Below are 21,934 nucleotides of genomic sequence, written 5' to 3'. Positions count from 1 at the left end.
CTTAAGGAGAAAAGATGACCGATACACGCACCATCATGGTTGCCCCCAACGGCGCGCGGCTGCAGCCTTCCCAGCATAATGCCGTCCCCGTTGATACGCCATCACTGATTGACTGCCTGCAAGCATGCGCTGACGCTGGTGCCGCCATGGCGCACATTCATGCACGAGATGAGTCTGGCGCGCATAGTTTGGACCCCATTCTCAATCGTCGGCTTTATCAGCAAGTCCAAGATGCGGTCGGTGATCGCATGGTCATTCAACTCACGACCGAAGCCGTGGGTCGCTATCGCCCCTCAGAGCAAATCGCGTTAGTGAAAGCCGTTAAGCCTGAGGCCGTCTCCATTGCGCTGAGAGAGCTAGTACCTGACTCCTCCGAAACGACCGAGGCCAGAACATTTTTTGCGTGGCTACATCACCATGCTGTTTACACGCAGTTTATTCTCTATCACCCCCATGAAGTGGCGCGCTATCGTCAGCTACGTCACGCCGGCGTGATCCCTCCTACAGGGCACCATTTACTGTTCGTCACCGGCCGGGATCAAAGCCCCCCATTTGGCCACCCACAAGACATCGTCGCCATGTGGCAAGCACTCCCCGACCATGACAACGTGCCCTGGTCAGCCTGTGCATTTGGCCACCATGAGATCCGCTGCCTAACGACCGCCGCGCTCCTGGGAGGAGACATACGAATCGGCTTTGAAAACAACACCCAACGCGTTGATCAACGCCAAGCCATAAATAACGCCGCTCAGATCACAGATTTACGCAACACACTGGAAAAGCTGGGATATTGTACTAAACCTGTACAATCACTAAGGCAAATCATGACCCAATCGTTTTAACCCAATACAATTGCTTGCAAATATTGTTAAAAGATTGAAAAAATAGCGCGGTGACACTTTTTTGTCATATTGTCATTGAGTGTTATACAACTTCGAGGGTGCGCTCGGATAGCAACCTCTAACTTAAAAAGGAATCTTAAGCATGAAAGCGATGAAACCTACCCTGATTGCGCTCGGCTTTTCTGCCGCACTAGGAACCGCGGCAAGCGCGCAAGCGAACCAGTTTGTGACCATTGGTACTGGCGGTGTGACTGGTGTTTATTACCCAACAGGTGGCGCAATTTGCCGTCTCGTCAATAAAAGCAAAGATGACCACGGCATCCGCTGCTCGGTAGAGAGTACAGGCGGTTCAATCTACAACATCAACACCATTCGTGCTGGCGAGCTCGATATGGGTATCGCCCAGTCTGACTGGCAGTACCATGCTTACAAAGGCACCAGCAAATTTGAAGACCAGGGCGAGTTTAAAGAGCTGCGTGCTGTTTTCTCTATTCATCCAGAACCGTTTACCGTGGTAGCACGTGCTGATGCTGACGTAAAAACTTTTGATGATCTAGAAGGCAAGCGCGTTAACATCGGTAACCCAGGCTCAGGTCAACGTGGCACCATCGAGGTGTTGATGGATCAAATGGGCTGGGACATGGATAAGTTCGGCCAAATCTCTGAGCTAAAAGCGGCCGAGCAATCCAAAGCGCTGTGTGATAACAAAATCGATGCCATGGTTTACACTGTGGGTCACCCAAGTGGCGCGATTCAAGAAGCGACTACTGCGTGTGATAGCGTATTGGTAGAAGTTGCCAACGACGCCGCGAAACAGCTAATTGAAGATCGTGACTATTACCGCCAAGCGACTATTCCTGGTGGTATGTACCGCGGTAACGATAACGACGTCACCACCTTTGGTGTGGGTGCAACCTTCGTTTCTTCCACACAAGTCCCAGAAGACGTGATTTACAACGTGGTTAAAGCGGTCTTTGAAAACTTTGATGACTTCCGCCGTCTGCATCCTGCATTCGCTAACCTGAAGAAAGAAGAAATGGTAAAAGACGGCCTGTCTGCACCACTTCACCCAGGTGCGGCGCGTTACTACCGTGAAGCCGGGTTGATTGAATAATCAAACCCCGCTTACCAAAAAGCGAGCGTTAAACGCTCGCTTTTCTATTTTCTAAGGGCCTCACCTAACCCGTTATTATGGCTGGCTCACCATTGGTGGCGCTAAGGCGTCCAGTTTCCAAACCCGGCCAAAGTGCTTGTAGTGCCCGGCTTGCTCGCCTGCTTCACTCCCCATACCATGGTATAAATCCAAATGATTTTCTTTCACCGCCCCACCGGTATCTAATGCCATTAATAGCTTGAGTACATGCTCGCCCGTCCAGTTGCCTTGCTCATCCAACTGAGGCACTTCAGCAAGTAGCACACTACCCATGGGTAAATAACGTCTATCCGCCGCCACAGACGCCCCGGCTTTCAATGGAATACCTGCCGTGCCACTGACAGGGTCAGCCGCCTTAGGGGTAAAGAAAACAAACGAAGGGTTTTGTTCAAGTAGATCACGCACTTCCTCTTCATCGTGAGCCGCCACCCAGTCTTCAATCGCTTTTAGCGACATCTTTTCACGCGGCACTTCACCGCTTTCAATCAATACCTTTCCAATGCTGACGTAAGGGTGACCATTCTTGCCACCGTAAGCAAAGTACTCCAGTTGGTCGTTATCGCCAAAGTGGACAAAGCCGCTGCCCTGCACTTCCATAATAAAATTATCGATAAGAGAGGCGCTGTAACCTAGCTCTAAGCCTAACCCGTCCAAAGCACCGTCATAGATGGCGGCACGGTCTGGACAGTCCTCATCACAAGGTGGTTTGGCATACACAGGATAGCGGAACAGGGCATCCGGTTGGTGGCGCATTTCAATGACCGGCGAGAAATAACCGGTAAACATCACGTTTCCAAAGTCATCCCCCCCTGCCATTTGGTTCACCCCCAAGCCATAATCCGCAAGTGCCTCAATCTCGCCTCCCGCGTCTAACCAGGCTTGCAAACGCTGATAAACCGCTTGATGCTCCGCCACTAGCGAGGGTGAGTTGGCGGTCACCTCAGCCAACTGATCATTGAATAGACTAAAATCTCGCGGGCTTTCAGAGACCACTTGTGATACCGGGGTGAGAATAGATTCAAATCGCCCATCGACATATTGTTGACCTCGGTCGGTAGGACGAACACACCCTGCCAACGCCGCCACACATGCCATCACGACTAACGCTTTTTTCACACTATATTCCAATCAGTGAGTTAATAGCGCTAAGGCTCGCAAAAACCACCCAGCTTGGCAATCAGTTCTCGAGGTTAAGTTTGTAACTGCCTGCAAATCAATACACATTAAATGTGATCAAATCTCGCTTACCTGCCTGAAGCAGGCGACATTCATAAAAGTGTCATATAATTATTATGTACTGACCTTGCAACAAAACTGCATAGAAAGTGCAACACAAAGGAGTAAAGCAGCGATGGATTTAAAAGTTGGGCGTTCAACGCTACTTGATAGTGATGCAGTAGAGTACCAATGGATCCGAATGATGGCGAGCGAAGGCTGCACACGCCAGGTGATTAATACCAGTATTCAGCGTTGTCTGGGTGGTGATGCGCAAACCGCTGATCTCTTGCGGAAGGTAGCGACAAAACAGTGCTCAGTCAACGAGCTGCTCACCACGTTGGAATCACAGCACTACTGATCCAGGTCGCGTAGCGGATAACGTTTCCCTCTTATGAGCGCTTATCTTTGGCAAAAAAGGATGTATAGTGCGCTGGCTCAACACGTTCGAGTGTCTTTGCATCTTCAACTCGGTATAGGTAGGTTTCGGTACCTATCGAGTATTTAAGCTTAGTGCCATCAAACTGGTACTCGGTGGTGGCTTTACTTCCATTGGTATAAACGCCATCAGGGCGTATTTCAAACCGATCGGCAGTGTAGGAAGCGACATCCTGCTCTACCCACTCACCATAAAGCTGTTTATCTGTCATGTGTGGCGCAAACAGCTCTGGGCGGGTGGCTACGGTAAAACTCACCCAGCCCAGTACGAGAACAATCACCAGCATGATAAATTGTTTGGTTAACCGCACGCTACAACCTCACTTATTGGTTTTATTGTGATTTTAACGAAATAACTGACCCACATTGATAAACCACTTGCGAATCTTGAGAGATAGTTCCCAAACATTGCGATAATAATGATAAACGTAGTGCAAAAACCATCACGATGCAGAGTACATACTTGCCTCTCCTCTGCAATTATCTACTTGCTTGGGGGTTGACACGCACCGAACAAAAAGAATAAAAAGGCAATATTAGTGAATATTTAAACAAGGTAACGCGTGAAGATAAGAAGTACCGCACTGGTTAAAGGGTTTCGCCAATCGGCGCCGTATGTCAACGCTCACCGAGATAAAACCGCGGTGATCATGCTGGGCGGTGAGGCGATGACGGATGATAACTTTCAGAATATCGTTAATGATATCGCCCTACTCAATAGCCTTGGCATGAAGCTGGTATTGGTGTTTGGTGCCCGTCCACAGATCAATCGCGCACTCAATCAGTACGGACTGGAAACGCCATATCACAAAGGAATACGCATCACCGACAGCCACGCACTTGAAGTAGTCAAACAAGCCGCTGGTCAAGTGCAGCTCGACATTACGGCGCGTTTATCTATGGGGCTCAACAACACCCCAATGGCCGGCGCCCAGATTAATGTGATCAGTGGTAATTTTGTCATCGCGCAGCCGTTGGGCGTCGATGATGGGATTGATTATTGCCACAGTGGCAAAATTCGCCGCATCGATATTGACGGCATTCAGCGCCAGCTCGATCAAAACGCGATTGTGCTGATGGGGCCAGTAGCCAGCTCAGTCACAGGCGAATGCTTTAACCTCACCTCCGAAGAAGTGGCGACTCAAGTCGCGATTCGGTTACGCGCAGACAAGTTGATTGGCTTTTGCTCCGAACAAGGGGTCTTAAACCAAGACAATGAGGTGATTTCTGAGTTACTGCCCACCCAAGCCCAGCCACTTCTAGAAGCGAGAGAAGCCGCTGGCGATACTGGCTCTGGCACCAGTCGCTTTTTACGAGGCGCAATTGCTGCATGCCGCGCCGGGGTCACCCGCAGTCATTTGATTAGCTATAAAAAAGATGGCGCCCTGATCCAAGAGCTGTTCTCGATTGAGGGGATCGGCACCCAGATCGTGATGGAGCGTGCCGAAAAAGTGCGCCAAGCCCAGATTGACGATATCGGTGGGATCTTGGATTTGATCCGACCTTTGGAGCAACAAGGGATCCTGGTGCGCCGATCGCGAGAACAATTGGAGCAAGAAATCCCACGCTTTACCATCATCGAACGGGATGGGTTAGTGATAGGCTGCGCCGCACTCTATCCGTTTAGTGACGCGCGCACCGGCGAGATGGCATGTGTCGCTATTCATCCTGACTACCGTGATGGCGACCGCGGCGTCATGCTCCTCAATCACCTCAAGCAACGTGCCAAAACCAAAGGGCTCGAGACCATTTTTGTGCTCACCACCCACAGTTTGCATTGGTTTTTGGAACAAGGCTTTTTGCTCTCCGATGTGTCAGCACTCCCCAACACTCGCCAAGAGCTGTACAACTATCAGCGCCGCTCTAAGGTGCTGACCTTAGCGCTTTAGCGGATTTCACCATACTCAAGGCGCTATCAAGGCGTCTGGCAAACCACTATACCTTGCGGTGCGTGCGCTCACACCGTGGCGCAGCACCGGCCAAGACGCGTAAAGATCAAGCTGGCGCTTCGCCCGCGTGATACCGGTGTAGATCAGCTCGCGAGTGATCACCGGTGAAATGCTGGGCGGACACACCAACACTGTGTGCGCAAACTCCGATCCCTGTGATTTATGCACCGTCATCGCAAACGCGGTTTGATGGGCGGGCAGACGACTGGCAAGCAAATAGCGCACCTCGCCATCGTGGGTTTCAAACGCCACCCGGGTGATCCCCCGTTGCTGCACCGCAATTCCAATGTCACCGTTATACAGACCCAGGGAATGATCGTTTTGCAAAATCATGATCGGCCGACCGTGATACCAAGTGTCACGCTCTTTGGCGATCAGCCCTGCCGACGCCAAGTGCTGCTCAATGGCTTGGTTGAGACCTGCGACACCAAATGGACCTTCAGTCAATGCGCACAACAAACGAAATTGGCTAAAGGCACTCAGCACGTCCGCCATTGATGACGGGTTTTCGAGCGTTGCATTATCGAGTGTCGTTAAGTAATCGCAATATCCTGTCACCGCTTGTTGCATCAGGGCCTGATAGCTGTCATCACTCAACACATGGTGGGCAATATCGCTATAGCTGCGTTTTAACACCGCCCCCACCTCAGCCATTTCTCCTCGGTTCACCGCAAAGGCGAGCTGGCCAATGCCAGATTGGGCATCAAAACGATAACTCTTGCGCAGCAAGCACAGGGCACTGGCAATCGCTGGCGCGTGCGGGTTTTCGGCTACGTCAAAGCCTGTTAGCTGGCTTAAACGCGCCGCTTGCGACGCTGGATAGCCCGCCTCTGCGTACTGACAAATATCGCCTAGCACCGCCCCCGCTTCCACAGAGGCAAGCTGATCTTTATCCCCCAGCAAAATAATACGTGTTGAGGGCGCCAAGGCATCGAACAACTGCGCCATCAAGGGTAAATCCACCATCGAGGCTTCATCGACAATCAACACATCCGCATGCACGGGGTTATTTTTATGATGGCGAAACGCGACTCGCTGCGGAATCGCCCCTAATAATCGGTGAATGGTACTGGCTTGGGTCGGCAGCGCCGCTTTCACGTCATGATCAACAGGCAAAGCGGCAATCGCCCGTCCTAGTGATTCAGTCAATCGGTTGGCCGCTTTGCCGGTCGGAGCGACCAGCTTGATGGTGAGCGCAGCAGACGTTGTACGCTCGGCGTGGTGCGACGCCACCAGCGCCGCCAACAAACGGGCGACGGTGGTGGTTTTCCCCGTACCCGGCCCACCCGAAATCACCGCAAAAGGCTGGGTCAACGCGGTGGCTGCCGCCACTTTTTGCCAGTCTACCTCTGCCTGTGAGGCGGTAAATAAATTATCTAGGGTTTGTCTGGCCTCATCCGGTACCGGCAGCGCCGTGAGACGCTGGCGAATGTGCCCTGCTACTTGCTGCTCGGCATGCCAGTAGCGATGTAAATACAGTCGATGTCCGGCAAGCACCAAGGGCGTCGCCTGCGTCCCGTCAGACACCACCGACGCCTGTGCCAATTGCTCGCTTGGTGCTTGGCTATCAATGTGCACCAATAAAGGCTGCCAAGCGACGTCACTGGGTGGTTGCCACTGGTGCAAATCAAGGCAGACATGGCCTTTGCCCACTTCGCGACTCAGCAGCGCCGCCCATACGGTGATAGCAGCCTTATCTAATTGGGTTTCTTCTTCGCCCATCAAACAAGCAAATTGCACATCAATCGCTCGTAATTCCCCGCGCTGGTAAAGCGTCATTAATGCTTGTTTCATGCCGACTCTCCAGCAAAGAGGTTGTCCAAGGCGTCAATCAGCGCCTTATCGGGACGATGCGCGAACACACCGGTCTCGCCGCTATAACTGGCGCCCCGTAAAAAGAAATAAAACACGCCCCCCACATGGGTGTCGTAGTCATAATCTGGGATCCGCTGGCGCAAAAAGCGGTGCAGCGCCAAGGTATAGATCTGGTACTGAAAGTCATATCGGTGTGCGATCATCGCCTCTTTGAGCGCATCAGGATGATAATTGGCCACACTGTCCCCTAAATGGTTTGACTTCCAATCCAGCACGTAATACTTGCCGTCGGCGCGGAAGGTCAAATCGATAAAGCCTTTTAACATCCCGCGCGCCGTGTCAAAGGTGAGCTGGCCAGCACGCGCTGATAACGCATCATATCGCGCGGCGAGTCGATTCAATCGCTGGCAGTCGAGTGCAGCCAAAGGCATCACGAACTCCATCTCCGTTAACCGACTGGCATTGTCAATTTGGTTCAGCCTCAGCCCTTGCTCATTGAGCGGGTGTTTCAATACCTGTGTCATCCACTGCTGCAATATCGGGCACCACTGCGGGTCATAGTTTTCCAAGCTAAGGTGATGAGCAATAAGCTCAGCGACTTCTTCGCTCATCAAGTCAGCGGTAAAGTCCACCTCTTCAAACAAGGTATGTAAAAAGGTACCGGCTCGCGCGCCTTTGGGAAACGCAAAAACTGACCAAGGATCCACCGCCACATCCGCCGTCTCCTCGTCAGCGAGATCATCGTCCGCGTCCAAGTCATAACTGGCCAATGTTGGTAAAGCGCTTATGTGATGGCTTTGTTTTAACAGCCCTGAGTAACTGGTTAAGCGCCACTGGCGGTCAATCTTGCCGTCAAACTGACGCGCGCTTAGCGCCTCGTGAGCGCCCATTTGAGGAGTATAACGGCTATCATCCGGTTCAGGCGGCGCGACCACCGCCACCGCATCGCTCGCACTCGCCAATCCAGCCAAACTCTCGGCCAGCAGGCTAGCATCACCGGCTTCTCCATGCTGGAGCAAATAACCGAGGGCCGTTAAGTGCAAGGCCGAGTCTTTTTGCCGACTGTTACCTTGTTTAAGGGGCGCACAGCCGATAAAACACCCATACACGGCGCGCGTCACCGCCACATACAGCAAGCGGATATCTTCAGCTAGCCGCTCTTTTTCAGCGCGTTCTTTGCCTTCATCGACATTATCCAGCGCCAGCACCGGCTGATACTGTTCATCATGATAAAACGGTTGGCTGCTTTCGCGATACTGACAAGCGAACGGCAAGTAAACCAGATCGTATTCCAAGCCTTTCGATTTATGGATGGTGACGATTTGCACCAAATCACGCTCCGACTCCAACCGCACCTGCTGCTCTTCCGATTGTTGAGCCGGCTCGGCCATTCGCTCTTGTAGCCAGCGGATCAGCGCGTGTGGGTTGTCCAATTGCTGGCTGGCACTTTGCAGCAACTCCGCGATATGCAAAAAGTCGGTCACACAGCGCTCGCCTTGCGGCATCGCCAACCAGTTTTCTGCCACTTGGCGGGCACTGGCGACTTGGCGAAGCATCGGCATCACCCCACGGCGCTGCCAAGTATCACGGTAATGGCTAAAGGCCACCACCTCTTGCTCCCACAAGGCTTCGTCTTGATTGAGTAACGCCAGCTGCTCAGCGGTCAGGCCAAATAAAGGGCTGGCTAGCGCTGCCCGTAACTTACGCTCGTTTTCAGGCTGCATGACCGCCACTAAGATGCGCTCAATATCGCTGGCGACGGGACTGGCGAACACATTATCACGGTTAGAAAGATACACAGACGCCACACCTTTTTCGGCCAGTGCTTGCTTAACCAGCTGTGCCTCGCGTCCGGTGCGCACCAACACGGCGATATTGTGCGGCTGAATGTCGGCTCGGCCGGAAGGTGTTTGTAGATAACTATTGCCCGCCACCGATTGGTTGAGTACCTGAGTAATATGCTGTGCGGTACTCACCGCCAAGGTCTGTTCAAAATCTTGCTTGGCACACAACTCATCCGGGCTGTGATGCCAAAAGGTGAGCGCGGGCTGCTCGTTTCCCTCCACCACCAGCGCTTTTTGTTTGGCGCTAGGCGAAGAGGCCACCTCTAAAAAGGGAATACTGTCTTGATAGACAAACGGTGCCTTAGCACGTGAGAACAAGGCATTGACTCCGCGTACCATGCTATCTGTCGAGCGCCAGTTGGTGGCGAGGTTATAGTGATCACTCACCTGTGCACGGGCATGAATATAGGTGAAGATATCGGCGCCACGAAAGGCATAAATCGCCTGTTTAGGATCGCCAATCATCATTAAACCGGTGCGCTCACCCTCTTCCTCTGTGTCTGCGTCTGCGAATACAGGGGCACCGTCCGCCACTGGTGGCTGATAGACAGTACTAAAAATCTGATATTGCAGCGGGTCGGTGTCTTGGAACTCATCAATCATTGCCACCGGATATAAGCTGCGAATACGCGCAGCCAACTGGCCTTGGCTATCTTGGTCAAGTGCGCAGGCAAGTTGAGAAAGGAGATCGTCAAACGAGAGCCACCCTTGGCGACGTTTTTCTTGGCGGAGCAGCTGCCGCACTTCTTTGATCGCCAGCGCGGTTAATCCCGGTTTTAACGTCGGCGGCTGATCAACCAATGCCTGAATTTGATCAAATAGCGCCAGACTCGGTGGCTCAGCTTTACTCTTGGCCGCTAATGTCTGTTGGGCGAATTTTTCCAACTTGTCGGGCAACTGGTAATCAAGCGTTTCGGCATTGGCCCATTGTTCAATCACATTCAGCCAGTTCGCCAGATGAGCTTCACGATAACTGCGGCCATCGAGCTTAGCGGCGCTAAGCTGCTCGGTGATCTGCTCCCCCGCCTCGCGCCATGCGCGCTTCACCGCATCAATCTTGGCAATCACCGCTTGGTGTGCCGCCATGAGATCTTCGCCGAGATCAGGCGCCTTGACCGTGACAGCCGGCCCGGATAAATAGGGCGCAATCTCTTTTAATAAGGCTTCCGGTGCGGGCCAGTAGCTGCTCACCACACCGGCTAACGATTTAGGCAGCGGATAAAAACGACGACGCCAAAAATCGGCCACCGCGCGCGCTTTGATCTGTCGCTCGTCGGTGACAAATTCATGACTGAACAGGCTGCCCGATTCAAACGCATTTTGGGTCAGCATCCGCTGACAAAAACCGTGAATGGTATAGATGGCCGCCTCGTCCATCTGACGTTCGGCCTCTAACAGTCGCTGCGCCGCGGTTTTATGATCGCTAATCTCTGCCAGCAAAGGCTCAATGATAGGATCGTCACTCTCACCGCGCATAAAGGCAAAGCGCGCCTCATGAATGCGACGCCGAATACGGTCTTTTAGCTCTTGGGTTGCCGCTTCGGTAAACGTCACCACCAGTATTTGCTCGACCCGACACGGCGCCGCGCGGCCATGCCCAAGCAACAATCGCAAGTACAAGCCAGCAATCGTAAATGTCTTACCGGTGCCGGCGGAGGCTTCGATTAATCGGACGCCATCAAGTGGCAAGGTGAGCGGGTTGAGGATCTGCGGTTCCATATCATTATTTCATCGCCTAGTCTGCCCGCTATTGTAGCAACCCCTTGGGTTAAAACATATTCTAACCAAGACAACAGTGCTGAGCTCGCTAAGATTTTCCTGCCCGACTCATTGACTTTTATTCATGCTCCCACCCCCCTCCTCAAATGATATTAATAATCATTATCGAAACTTGATATTTAGTTTCAATTCTATTAATAATGGGATTCTTATAACTATCACTCATATAAAACTCATACAGGGAGTATCACCATGCCGCTCATCCACCGACTCTCGGTGCGTAATAAGCTCTTACTTTTAGTTGGCTTAGCCGTATTGAGTCTCGTCAGTTTGGCCGCTTACCTTTCTTTTTCCCATTTTGAAGCCATCAAGCAAGAGCGCATCGCCCAGATGCACAAAAAAGTCGATATGGCCTGGCACTATCTTGATGCTATGCACCGGCAGTACTCCAACCAAGACACGCCCCCCGAATCCGTTCTTCATGCTGTCAGCGCACTCAAATATGGCCAAACCGGTTACTTTTTTATCGTCGATCGTAACGATGTGATGATTGCTGGCGCCGAGAGCGCCGTAGGCAAAAATACGCGACAAATTTTTGATGCCGACGGCCAATCGATTTTACCCGCGCTGACCCAGGCCGCTAATCAAGCCAATGGGGGGATCGCGCGGTATACATTTCAAAAGCCAGGCAGTCATCAAGCGGTTGAAAAGCTCAGTGTGGTGAAGCGTTTTGAACCTTGGGGTTGGATGGTAGGTTCAGGGTTCTACCTCGACGACCTACGCGCACAAGCCTGGCAACAAGCACTTAAAGCGGCAGGCGTTACCGCCTTGATTAGCGCGGTGATGATCGTGCTAGCCAGCGCTCTCACCCGTGCAATGCTGACACCATTAATGGCGCTACGCGGGGTCATATCCTCACTCGCAGATGGCGATCTCACCCAACGCGCAACAGTCCATGGTAATGACGAGATAAGCGACATGACTCGACATACCAACCAAGCTTTGGATGCACTGCAGCAGCTAATCTCGCAAGTAGATGCCAATGTGAGCGAACAACATCAAGGCAGTGAAGAGGTTGCAAGCCTTGCTGCCAGCACCGCCCGTGCAGTTGAAGAGCAAAATCGCACTCTCGACTCTGTGGCAAGCGCCGTTGAAGAGCTTTCTACCGCCGTGCGTGATGTGCAATACCTTACTGAGTCAAATGCTTCGCAAACCGATAGCGCCACACAGCTCATTAACGATGTTGATAGCAGTTTGCAACGCGCCACCAGCGCGATGGAAACCGTGCAGCAACGTGTTGATGATACGTCCGAGATCTTACGTGAACTCGCCGACTCCACCCAACAAATCAGTGATGTCACGACTGTCATCAACACCATCTCTGAACAAACTAACCTACTCGCGCTCAATGCAGCGATTGAGGCGGCACGAGCAGGTGAAGCGGGGCGCGGGTTTGCGGTAGTTGCCGATGAAGTTCGCCAATTGGCGCAATCAACACAAGAATCAACGACGCGTATCAGTGATATTGTCGGCACGCTGCAAGCTCGAGCTGAAAATGCGGTGAGTAGTATGGCGGACGGTCAACAACAAACACAGACATGTGTCAGTGACGCGCAAGCGGCGCGCCGTGACATGGGTGCGTTGCAAACTCAGGTTCAAGAGCTTGCCGCTTTGAATGGCCAAGTAGCCACCTCAACCACTCAACAAGCAGCGGCCGCCGAGGAAGTCGCCAAAAACCTGGCAGCTATCACCGAAGTGTCTCATCAAAACGCCCAAGCCAGCGATGACACCCGAGAGCTGACTGACAAAGCACTGTCACTCAGCCACCGTGTCAAGCAAGGTCTCTCTCAGTTTTCGCACTGATAAAGCTCTACCAATGACAGGGTCACCAAAGCTACTTGGTGATTCCTTGTCAGTAAGCGATGGCTCCCTCAGACACGTCACGATCAAAAAAGGCCAGCATCGCTGGCCTTGGTTCGTTTATTGATACTCGGCGTTTACGACTGAAGCCAAACTGGGTTGGTCCATGCCGTGCTGCCGTCTTTATCTTCCACTTCTAGGTTAATCCAGCCTTCTGCATCCGCAGGAATAGGCAGTGATAACTCAAGACGCTGTGTGCTCTCTTCCGGGTTAATAGTGATGGTGTTAAGCACCTCACCACCTTGACCGATTAAGCGCACTTCTTTGAGACCATCAGCGGCGACCACGTTAATATCCCATTTATCACCTGCCTTGGCAGTTTCACCAAACATGATGTTTTGTGGGTACAAGATTGGCCCCTGGGTGGCATAGCCGTGACCGGCTTTTAACGCTTTAGCAAAAGCGAGCGGTGTCAATTCACCATCAACGTTAGCCATCATACGAATACGACCGGTGAGCTGGTTCCACGCATCATGGGTATCGGTACCCGCAGTGAGGTACATGGCTTCGCCTTGATCCCAAAGCTTGTGCGCTTTTTCAAGCGTCGGCTCGTTATCGACACGTGCGTTAAGCTCCATTAGGTCGAAACGGTCGGTCTTACCACCCGGCACCGCACCTTTGGCGATATTGGTGAAGTAGCCATAATCGTTATATGGATGGTTCATCGGCACCACTTCTGCGCCCATCTCATGCGCGGCATCAATCAGAGTATGTACGTCATCAGTACCCGGGTCGACCGTCAGCGCGGTACCATTGTCGATAGGGAATGGGTTCATGTGACCCCATGATGGCGAGATCTCAATCGATGGAATGAAAGGCACACCACGTTTTGCTGATAAGTCAGCAAACACTTTGTGATTAATGGTGGAGTCGTGATCACTGATAAAGGTCAGATCCAAGTCGGTTGCCAACTGAGCACGCACCACGACTTCTGGTGGGGTTACCCCTTCTAGCACATTGCCGTGGTGGTGCAAATCAGCACCATACCAATGGTTACGATTTGGGAACGTAACCTGAGGCACTTTCACCACTTGTTGGTTGGTCTTGCCCGACTCGAGCGTCACATCCAAGGTTTGTGATTCTGCGGTAAAGCCCGCACCAGCGTTAATGCCCAGCTTGTATTCACCCGGTGCCAGTTTTAGCTCGGCATGGCCGGCTGGCAGTAAGTCAGTGAAGAAGGTGCGTTTACCCAAGAACTCAACCGGTGGCGCTTGACCTTCAATGATAGTCACACGCGCATCTTTGGCTACACCAGAGGTCGCTTCTTCCACGTTAAGTGCAAGCGTCGCTGGGCTTTTCAGCGATGTGAAGTCCAGAGTCTGCTCACTGTCAGCACTGACGGTAATAGATTGTGGCTGGCTATTGGCATGGCCGGTTGCCGTGCCATAGACTTGGTACTTGCCTTCTGGCAACGCCATGTTGTACCGACCATTTTTAGCAAGCGTCCACGCGTAAGGGTGGCCGTCTTTCTCAATCATCACAATCGCATCGGCAGGCACCTTACCATTGTCGGCGCGAAGTTGGCCGCTAATGGTACCCGTCGCTTCGCCATGACGCTCAGCTTCGGCTTTAACAATCGGTGCCATATCGCCGTTGGGAACAACCTGCAGCTTTGAATCAAAGGTACGGGTCTCACCGGCTTTAAGCGTGTGGCCCAAATACATATCACGGCCGTTGTATTTGATGCGATCAAAGTAAGGCGCATGCAGTGCGAACGCCCAATCGCGGTCATACGCCACCATGCGATCGGCAAGGGCGTTATCCGCCATCGCTTCTTCATTGCCTTCAAGCCCCGGCACCGCAAACTGATAACCCGTATCGGGCCAGATTGTGTGGCCTGACTCCAGCTCAAGATCGTCTTCGCTTTGGTTGCTCATCACGGTTTTCAGCCCAATCGAATCAGAGCCGGCTTCCAAGGTATACCAAGTGGTAATGTCGACCTTGTCGAAGTTACGGCTCACTTTAATCACCGCTTTTTCATCACTGTCTTCAACAATATCAATCGACTTGCGATCGTTCGGCCAGGCCGACCAGCTATTAGGGATGAAATCTGCAAAAGCGACTCGGTCTAGATCAATTTTGCCATTTTTCACCGCCGCAAGATCCACCAAGGTGCCACGTGGCACACCCCATGGTGGCGCAGACTCGACCGCCAATGCGAACGCGACATGCTCGTTCTTCACAGTGATGTCTTGGGCGTGGGTTGCCTCGCCATCGGGGATCGCAGTCTTGCCTTGAGTAATACTGACGTCGGCGTGCGCTGAGGCACCCAGCAAAAGGCCAGAGACTAAGGTTGCCACTGCGCTTTTTGATAATTTATGCATGAAGGCACTTCCTTTTTTTCATGGTTTGTTATGTGAATTTTCGATGACATTGTGCGTTAAGTTAATTACACGTTCAAATAAAAAACATCACAAACAGCCCACAAAACCACACATTTAATACGCCCACTAACAAATTAAAAAACAGCAAGATCATGATTTACATACATCTTTATCTTGAAATAACCAGTCAAATGATCGTTTAAAAAATATTTAGACCCCAAACAGATTGACCACTAACGAGATGCGGTTAGCGCAATCTTTAACCAACAAATTGGTAACAATTGTCACTCTAAAAGCAGAAAAACCGACGAACCTCTCGCCCACTGGTTTATGTTACACAACGCGAAAAAATGACTAGTTATTCAACACTGGGAAATGAGAATGCAAAATAGCTTGGCACCAGTCATGCTTTGAAAGGCAACCGAAGGACAATAGCGAGCCCAGTATCAACTTGGCTAACAGGGGGAAGTATGGAGAGTGTGGAGACAGAGGCCGCGCCACTCCTACGAGGCGGGCCTCTCTGGGTGCTAGTGTTTTTGTCGCTGCGCTAGCATCGGCATTAAGTGGCGATCGCCTGTTGCTAACAGCGCTTGGCCGAGGCTCTCTCGCCATTGAGGCCAAACACGGTAAACGTAAGGATCTAGCCCTTCGCCAGGATTAAAGCCCCCCACAAACGTATCGCGTATCGCTTTTAGTGCTCTATCTTGGCCGGTTTCACTGTTATCAAAGCCTTTTTTGCCATCTCGGGCTTTTATCCCGGCCCCGACAGAGCTTGGCAGATAGGTAAGCGGCTGATTCAGGCCATGTTGATAGTCTTCAACCAAGGCTTGTAAGTGTGCAAGCGCGTCATCTTTGCTGAGTGGGGAAAACTCGATGGTTTCTTTCACCCCAACCAGCGTACTCGACACGGCTTCGCCCATCGCGCATTGGCATAAATGATCGATCCATACCGCAAGCTGATGACGCACGGTCAGATCACCGCAATGAAAGCGGACCAAGCTGTCTTGATAACGCCGATTGAGCCAACCTTGCAATTGCACCTCACCCAACGCAGTGGGAAGGGTCAGATTAAGCTCAAGATCGGGGCGCGGCGCGGCGAGTAAAGGCGTTAAACGTTGGTACATATCACGGATCACCGTGACTTGCGTATCCAAGGTCAGTTCGCCAAAGTACGCCAAAGGCAACTTGCCCTGCCCACGCTGTCGGGCCATAAAGTTCTGCACACTTTGGGAGCTGTCATCGGTTTCAATAAAGTGTGCTAACAGCTGATCACGCAGCTGAAAGCGGTGCAAGGTATCTAAACTAAAGGGTTCGAATTCTTCTAGCGGCGCTTCTAACTGCTCAAAGAAGACTTTTAAGCGGCGTTGGAAAAAATAGCGCACGGGCAACCGCCAAAAGCGCTGCAACTCAGCTAACTCAATCACAGGATCCTGGTGGCTGTCCGGATCAGGGTTTAACGCATCGCCAATAAATGCCGGCAGTTGTGTCCCTTGTCCTTGAGCAGCCGGTAGCCACTCTTGCGCGTAGCTACCATCATGAGCAAACGCCTGTGGGCTAAAGGGAGTCAGTGGATGCGTCTGGATAAGCGTCTCTTCCAGCCGCTGACGTGACTGGACTTCGGGTAAGTCACGGTCACCGGCCAAACAGTAGCCTTGAGTACAATATTCAAGCAACTCGGTGACCAGTACCGATGGGACTTTTAAGCTGTTGTCTTGCACTGAGCGACCGACATAACTGATATACAAACGCTGCTGTGCTGACTGCAGCGCTTCTAAAAACAGGTAACGGTCATCGTCGCGGCGCGAGCGATCCCCTGCCCGCGTGCGACCGACCATCAAATCAAAGCCGACACTGGGCACGGTGCGCGGGTACACGCCATCATTCATCCCAAGCAGACACACCACATCAAAGGGAATGGAGCGCATCGGCATCAAGGTACAAAAGTTGACCTGGCCGGCCAAAAAGCGCTGGCTGACTCGTTCGTTATTGAGGCGACCATTAAAGTAATCGCGCACCACGGGCAAACTTAGCGTATGGGCAAAGGCGGCATCGCTAAGCTGTGTCAGCCAGCTGTCTAACTGGGTACGGATCAATTTGACCGCTAACTCTTCATCCCCTTCAATGGCGAAGCAATCATCCAGCATTTGGGTCAATCGCGCCACCCAGGCCTTGCCATCGCACTCAATCGCCAACTGCTGCTGGTAGTCAATTAAGGTGTCGATAAACAGTCCTAAACGCCCCGCCAGCTCCGCATTAAGCCCTTGGACTTCATCATAAGGCACGGTGTCTGCAAACAATCCAGCCTCACTCGGCATCGCGTAGCCGAGTAACATACGTTTAAGGCCAAATAGCCAGGTATTCTGATACTGCTCGGGCAAGGCAAATTGACTCGCGGTATGGGTATCAAGCCCCCAGCGAATGCCGGTTTCTTCCACCCACTGCTTAATCTGATCAAACTGTTGGCTGTCGATGGCAAAACGGCGCGACACCGCCGGCACCTCAAGAATTTCCAACAGCTCCGCCGCACTACACCGACTATCAGGCAGGGTGAGCAGACGCAAAAAGGCGGCTAACACCGGGCTTTCTTGATCGGCGCTGCGATCTGAGATGGAAAAGGGAATAAAACGCTCACTCGGTGCATTACCAAACACCGCTTGAATGGCGGGGCTGTAGGCATTGATATCCGCCACCATCACAATCACATCACGGGGGCTCAGTGATGGGTTGGCCTCAAACATCGCCAGTAGCTGATCGTGCAGCACTTCGACTTCGCGCATCGGGCTGTGACAGGCATGGATTGCGATCGAAGCATCATCTGGCTCGATCTCTGTTTTCGCCGCACTGGTTTCAGCCTGCTTGGGATCGCCCGGCTCATTCAAATCCAAAATATCGGCTTGGATGTGATGCAGCAGATTATCGCGAGTGACCTCAACAAAGCCGCTATCAATCTCATTACAAGCCATTTCCGAGAGCAGCAATAAGTTATCGCGCCCCAGTTTTCCCATCGACGCCAGCAAGCTGTTTCCTACTTCACCGTGCTCGGGCTCATCAAGCCCCAGTACCAATTGGCTCTCGGCGGGGATGTCTTCAATCCGGCTGATTTTATCCCGCGCCAATGCGGCACGTTTAGCCAGATAGCGCTTGTCGCGAATACCGCCCCAATAATAACGGCATGGATTAGTGAACATAAAATGCACCTCCACATGCTCGCCCAGTGCTTGCAACGCATCCAGATAGCGTGGTGGGAGCGCGGATATGCCAAACACAAAGACCCGCTCAATATCAGCCAGCCCCTCAGGTTTGTGCTGATGACTGGTTAAGGTATCAATAAACTCTTGATACAAGTTGGCGCGATGATAAGGCGATTGACCCAGCGCCAAGGTGTGATCGTATAAGCGGCGCCACAGTTTTTGCTGCCAAGGCTGCACATCGTCAAGCTCAGGCACCGGTTGTTCTTGCTCCCATGCCAGCACCCACTCGGGGCGATAGACCAAATACTGGTCGAAAATATCGGCCACTTTTTCGGCCAGCTGGTAAGCACGCTGCTGATCCTGGCTATCTTCCAAATACGCGGCTAAATCAGCGAACTCTGGCGCATCCAGACAGCTGGGTAAGATATCCATCAGCTTCCATGTCATCGCCTCTTTGTTGAAATCACTGCGCTCAGGCACGCCATCCAACACCCGCACAAACAGCTGCCAGATAAAGGTAGCGGGAAGCGGGAATTCGACGTTAGCGACAATCTGCTGCTCGTTGGCGAGTGCCATTTTTAACCACTGCGCCATGCCGGGGCTTTGCACCAGAATAAGTTCTTTTTGAAAAGGGTCAGACAGCGGTCGCTGTTGGATCAGGGAGACCAACAAGGATTTCAACAGATCGAGCTGATTTGAGTGATAAACAGTAAACACAAGGCGCTCACATGGGAAAGATAACTGGCATCGATTGTGGCCGATTGCCGTGATAAGCGCAAACCGCCACCGATACGCCGCGACCTCGCACACGGCTTGCTAACCGTGTGATAGCACAGCAAATCGCTGCGCGATTAAACGCGATTGTCACCCACACTGAATGCGATCAGCTGGCTGATGTGGTTCAGTGAACGGCCTGACTCTTGTTGCCACTCATTAAATGCCTGTTGCGCCGCTTGCATCGCCCGCTTGGTCTCTCGGCCGCTATCAACGATTTTAGTCGCGCGCAGGTAGTGCTCGATATCGCGGGTGAACAAGAAGGTGTCCTTACCCATTCGGCGCAAGGTATAAGCACCCGTATTACCGCCTAGACGCTTACCGTGCTTTTTTAAATACTGCCATAAACCGACAATATCTTCGCTGGGCCAATCGGCGATAAACTGGCTAAAACTGCCGTGCGATTGCTGCACGCGGTGGATCATTTCCGCGTTGTGCGGAATGGTCATCACCTTGGTTAAATGGCGGATAATCGCTGGGTTGTTGGCTTTTTCCTCCCACATTTCCGGCGGCATCAGCAGCATTTTCTCAATATCAAAGCCCCAGAACACCTCTTCAAATCCGGGCCATTTTTTACGCACTACCTGCCAACTAATGCCCGATTGAAACACCTTCTGGCTAAACGCGGCTAACCAGCGATCATCCGCTATCTCACACAAGGCATGACGCGCAAGCGGCGCCACCAGCATGCGTTCTAACTCATGTTGGCCACCTTTACGCTCAGCGGCACGTTGATAAATGGTGCTAAATTTTTCTCTCATGTCACAATCATGGCAGGGTCGGTGGACAATGCCCCTTATCCTACTGTATAAAAAGACAGTGAATCAACGAAGAGAGGGTAATTATGGCCGTTATCGTCAAGTACGTGGTCGAACGCGAAGGAGAAGAAAAGATGACATTTACCTCCAAAGCCGAAGCCGACGCCTACGACAAAATGTTAGATATGGCGGATGCGATGTTCGATCTGATTGGAGAGAGCGAACTGGTGGACGACGAAGAAAAGCGTGAAGCCTTGTCGCTATACCTTGCTCAACACAAAGACTCCGTTCTCGAAGCGCTGGGTGCCAAACGCAAGGCGGCTAAGAAAAAGCCCGCTAAAAGCGAGACCAAAGCGGACACAAATAGTGACGACAAAGACGCCGACGCGGCATAATGTTGTGATTGCAGACCCTTTTAACATCCGTGAAAGAGCAAGCCTATTTGGCTTGCTTTTTTTATGCTTGTTTCCTGGTGCTTATGCATCAAGATGAATCGGTGCGCTGACCTGTAACGGTTTTTGCTTTCACCCGCCGTTAAGCGCTTCCAACCACCGCCGCTTGTCTTTAAGATGAAGTGTTTGATGTTTTAAGCCCAACGACACAAGGAGATCTCCCCCAATGGCAAGCTTTGCTCTGGCACTCGGTACCGCCACTCAAAACCAGGACGGTAAAATCATTGAAGCCTATTTTCCGGCGCCCCTGCTTAACCCTAGTGATGATCTGGTGAGTGCTCTAAGTGTACTCACCGGCTATGATGCAGGTAATCAGGTACTAGCGATTGCACCAGAAACCTGCGCTGCAATCAGTGAAGCCTTCGCTGCCGCTGGCGCTCAACAGGCAGCTAACTTTGCGAGCAAGGCTCAACAAACCACCCAACCGCTGGTGCTGGTTATTCTAGAAAACGACAGCAAACCCGCATCGGTGGCGGAAGGCTTTTTAAAGCTTCAGCTGATCTCGCACCGTTTAGTCAAACCGCACGGTGTGGTGCTAGACGGGCTCTTTGGCCTGCTGCACAACATTGCTTGGACCAACCAAGGCCCGATCGACTTGCCTGAGTTGCCTGAGCGTCAGATGGAAGCGCGTTTGAAAGGCGAAACGCTGACCGTTGAGTGCGTGGATAAATTCCCGAAAATGACCGATTACGTGGTACCTGCCGGTGTGCGTATTGCCGATACCGCCCGCGTTCGCTTGGGCGCCCATGTGGGTGAAGGCACCACAGTGATGCACGAAGGCTTTATCAACTTTAATGCTGGCACCGAAGGCAAGAGCATGATTGAAGGCCGTATCTCAGCAGGTGTGATGGTCGGTCAAGGTAGCGATATTGGCGGCGGTGCATCGATTATGGGTACACTGAGTGGCGGCGGCCAGATTGTGATCTCAATCGGTGAGAATTCACTACTCGGTGCCAACGCCGGTCTTGGCTTCCCACTCGGCGATCGTTGCACTATCGAGTCAGGGTTGTATGTTACCGCAGGCACCAAAGTCACCATGCTCGACGCCGACGGCAACGCTGTAGAAAGCATCAAAGCGCGTGACTTAGCGGGTAAATCCGATCTATTGCTACGCCGCAACTCCAAAACGGGAGCGGTTGAATGCCTCACCAACAAAACAGCGGTCGAGCTCAACCACGAGCTACACGCCAATAACTAATTAAGCGCGCTTCTAGCGTTTTTTAAAGGCGGCCACTTGGTCGCCTTTTTTATGCCCATTTTGCTTGAATCACTATCGCGTCACCGCGATGCGCCAAAAAGCACCAGCAAATTTGTGGCACATTTTTAACCACAAGAGAAAAGTAGGGAAAAACACAGGCGCGACGCGCCCCTGACCGGCGGGTGAATCAGCATTCGTGACCTCTCCCAACGTAGCATTTTTGGCATTGAGTTCAAGGCTTTTCCGACCTTTTCGATGTCAGGATTCGCAGGTGCTCACAGATCCTCCTATCGATATCTTTCCCCCCTTTAAACATGAGCTAAGTCACGTTATCAATAATGA

At 52.1% G+C, this 21,934-nt stretch carries 14 protein-coding genes; 7 read left to right on the top strand and 7 right to left on the bottom strand.

The window, feature by feature from the left end:
- The first annotated feature begins 14 nt into the window (after positions 1-14).
- Positions 15-842, top strand: a complete 828-nt coding sequence (locus BZG74_RS03225) for a BKACE family enzyme (protein ID WP_077771309.1) — start codon at positions 15-17, stop codon at positions 840-842.
- Positions 843-984: 142 nt separating this feature from the next.
- Positions 985-1,956, top strand: a complete 972-nt coding sequence (locus tag BZG74_RS03220; RefSeq protein WP_077771308.1) for a TAXI family TRAP transporter solute-binding subunit — start codon at positions 985-987, stop codon at positions 1,954-1,956.
- A gap of 75 nt (positions 1,957-2,031) precedes the next feature.
- On the opposite strand, the gene mltA is transcribed toward BZG74_RS03220, so the two are convergent.
- Positions 2,032-3,111, bottom strand: a complete 1,080-nt coding sequence (gene mltA, locus BZG74_RS03215) for a murein transglycosylase A (protein ID WP_077771307.1) — start codon at positions 3,109-3,111, stop codon at positions 2,032-2,034.
- Between the two features lie 235 nt (positions 3,112-3,346).
- Here mltA and BZG74_RS03210 point away from each other — a divergent pair, with 235 nt between their 5' ends.
- Positions 3,347-3,571: a hypothetical protein gene (locus BZG74_RS03210; RefSeq protein ID WP_077771306.1), complete on the top strand. Its 225-nt coding sequence runs from the start codon at positions 3,347-3,349 to the stop codon at positions 3,569-3,571.
- A gap of 31 nt (positions 3,572-3,602) precedes the next feature.
- Here the strand turns inward: BZG74_RS03210 and BZG74_RS03205 are convergent, their stop codons facing one another.
- On the bottom strand, positions 3,603-3,959 hold the full coding sequence (locus tag BZG74_RS03205; RefSeq protein ID WP_077771305.1) for a DUF2850 domain-containing protein: 357 nt from the start codon (positions 3,957-3,959) through the stop codon (positions 3,603-3,605).
- A gap of 252 nt (positions 3,960-4,211) precedes the next feature.
- On the opposite strand from BZG74_RS03205, the gene argA reads away from it, so the two are divergent.
- Positions 4,212-5,537: an amino-acid N-acetyltransferase gene (gene argA / locus BZG74_RS03200; RefSeq protein ID WP_077771304.1), complete on the top strand. Its 1,326-nt coding sequence runs from the start codon at positions 4,212-4,214 to the stop codon at positions 5,535-5,537.
- Between the two features lie 15 nt (positions 5,538-5,552).
- Here the strand turns inward: argA and recD are convergent, their stop codons facing one another.
- Positions 5,553-7,391 carry an exodeoxyribonuclease V subunit alpha gene (gene recD, locus BZG74_RS03195; protein ID WP_077771303.1) on the bottom strand — a complete coding sequence of 613 codons (1,839 nt, stop codon included), beginning with the start codon at positions 7,389-7,391 and terminating at the stop codon, positions 5,553-5,555.
- Entirely contained in the window at positions 7,388-10,975 is a 3,588-nt protein-coding gene (recB, locus tag BZG74_RS03190) for an exodeoxyribonuclease V subunit beta (protein WP_077771302.1), read from the bottom strand. Before recB ends, recD begins: the two co-directional genes overlap by 4 nt.
- Before the next feature lie 252 nt (positions 10,976-11,227).
- On the opposite strand from recB, the gene BZG74_RS03185 reads away from it, so the two are divergent.
- A complete protein-coding gene (locus BZG74_RS03185) occupies positions 11,228-12,838 on the top strand; it encodes a methyl-accepting chemotaxis protein (RefSeq protein WP_077771301.1) in 1,611 nt (536 codons plus the stop codon).
- Between the two features lie 134 nt (positions 12,839-12,972).
- On the opposite strand, the gene BZG74_RS03180 is transcribed toward BZG74_RS03185, so the two are convergent.
- The 3 genes from BZG74_RS03180 to BZG74_RS03170 all read right to left on the bottom strand — a co-directional run bounded on the left by BZG74_RS03180 (position 12,973) and on the right by BZG74_RS03170 (position 19,945).
- Positions 12,973-15,219 (bottom strand): CehA/McbA family metallohydrolase, encoded by a 2,247-nt coding sequence (locus BZG74_RS03180; RefSeq protein ID WP_077771300.1) that lies wholly within the window; start codon positions 15,217-15,219, stop codon positions 12,973-12,975.
- Positions 15,220-15,746: 527 nt separating this feature from the next.
- Entirely contained in the window at positions 15,747-19,127 is a 3,381-nt protein-coding gene (recC, locus tag BZG74_RS03175; protein WP_077771299.1) for an exodeoxyribonuclease V subunit gamma, read from the bottom strand.
- A 134-nt stretch (positions 19,128-19,261) separates the two neighbouring features.
- The gene (locus BZG74_RS03170) at positions 19,262-19,945 is read right to left on the bottom strand and encodes a DNA-3-methyladenine glycosylase I (RefSeq protein ID WP_077771298.1); all 684 of its coding nucleotides are present in this window, start codon (positions 19,943-19,945) and stop codon (positions 19,262-19,264) included.
- An 83-nt stretch (positions 19,946-20,028) separates the two neighbouring features.
- Here BZG74_RS03170 and BZG74_RS03165 point away from each other — a divergent pair, with 83 nt between their 5' ends.
- Together BZG74_RS03165 and dapD are read left to right on the top strand one after the other, a co-directional pair.
- Complete coding sequence (locus tag BZG74_RS03165) at positions 20,029-20,337, top strand: YebG family protein (protein WP_077484446.1); 309 nt, start codon at positions 20,029-20,031, stop codon at positions 20,335-20,337.
- 223 nt (positions 20,338-20,560) lie between these two features.
- A complete protein-coding gene (gene dapD, locus BZG74_RS03160) occupies positions 20,561-21,592 on the top strand; it encodes a 2,3,4,5-tetrahydropyridine-2,6-dicarboxylate N-succinyltransferase (protein ID WP_077771297.1) in 1,032 nt (343 codons plus the stop codon).
- Positions 21,593-21,934 lie beyond the last annotated feature (342 nt).

Source organism: Salinivibrio sharmensis (genome assembly GCF_001995985.1).
GTDB classification, from domain to species: Bacteria; Pseudomonadota; Gammaproteobacteria; order Enterobacterales; family Vibrionaceae; genus Salinivibrio; species Salinivibrio sharmensis.
The sequence above is the reverse complement of the archived record's forward strand: the minus strand, read 5'-3'. Positions and strand labels throughout refer to the sequence as shown.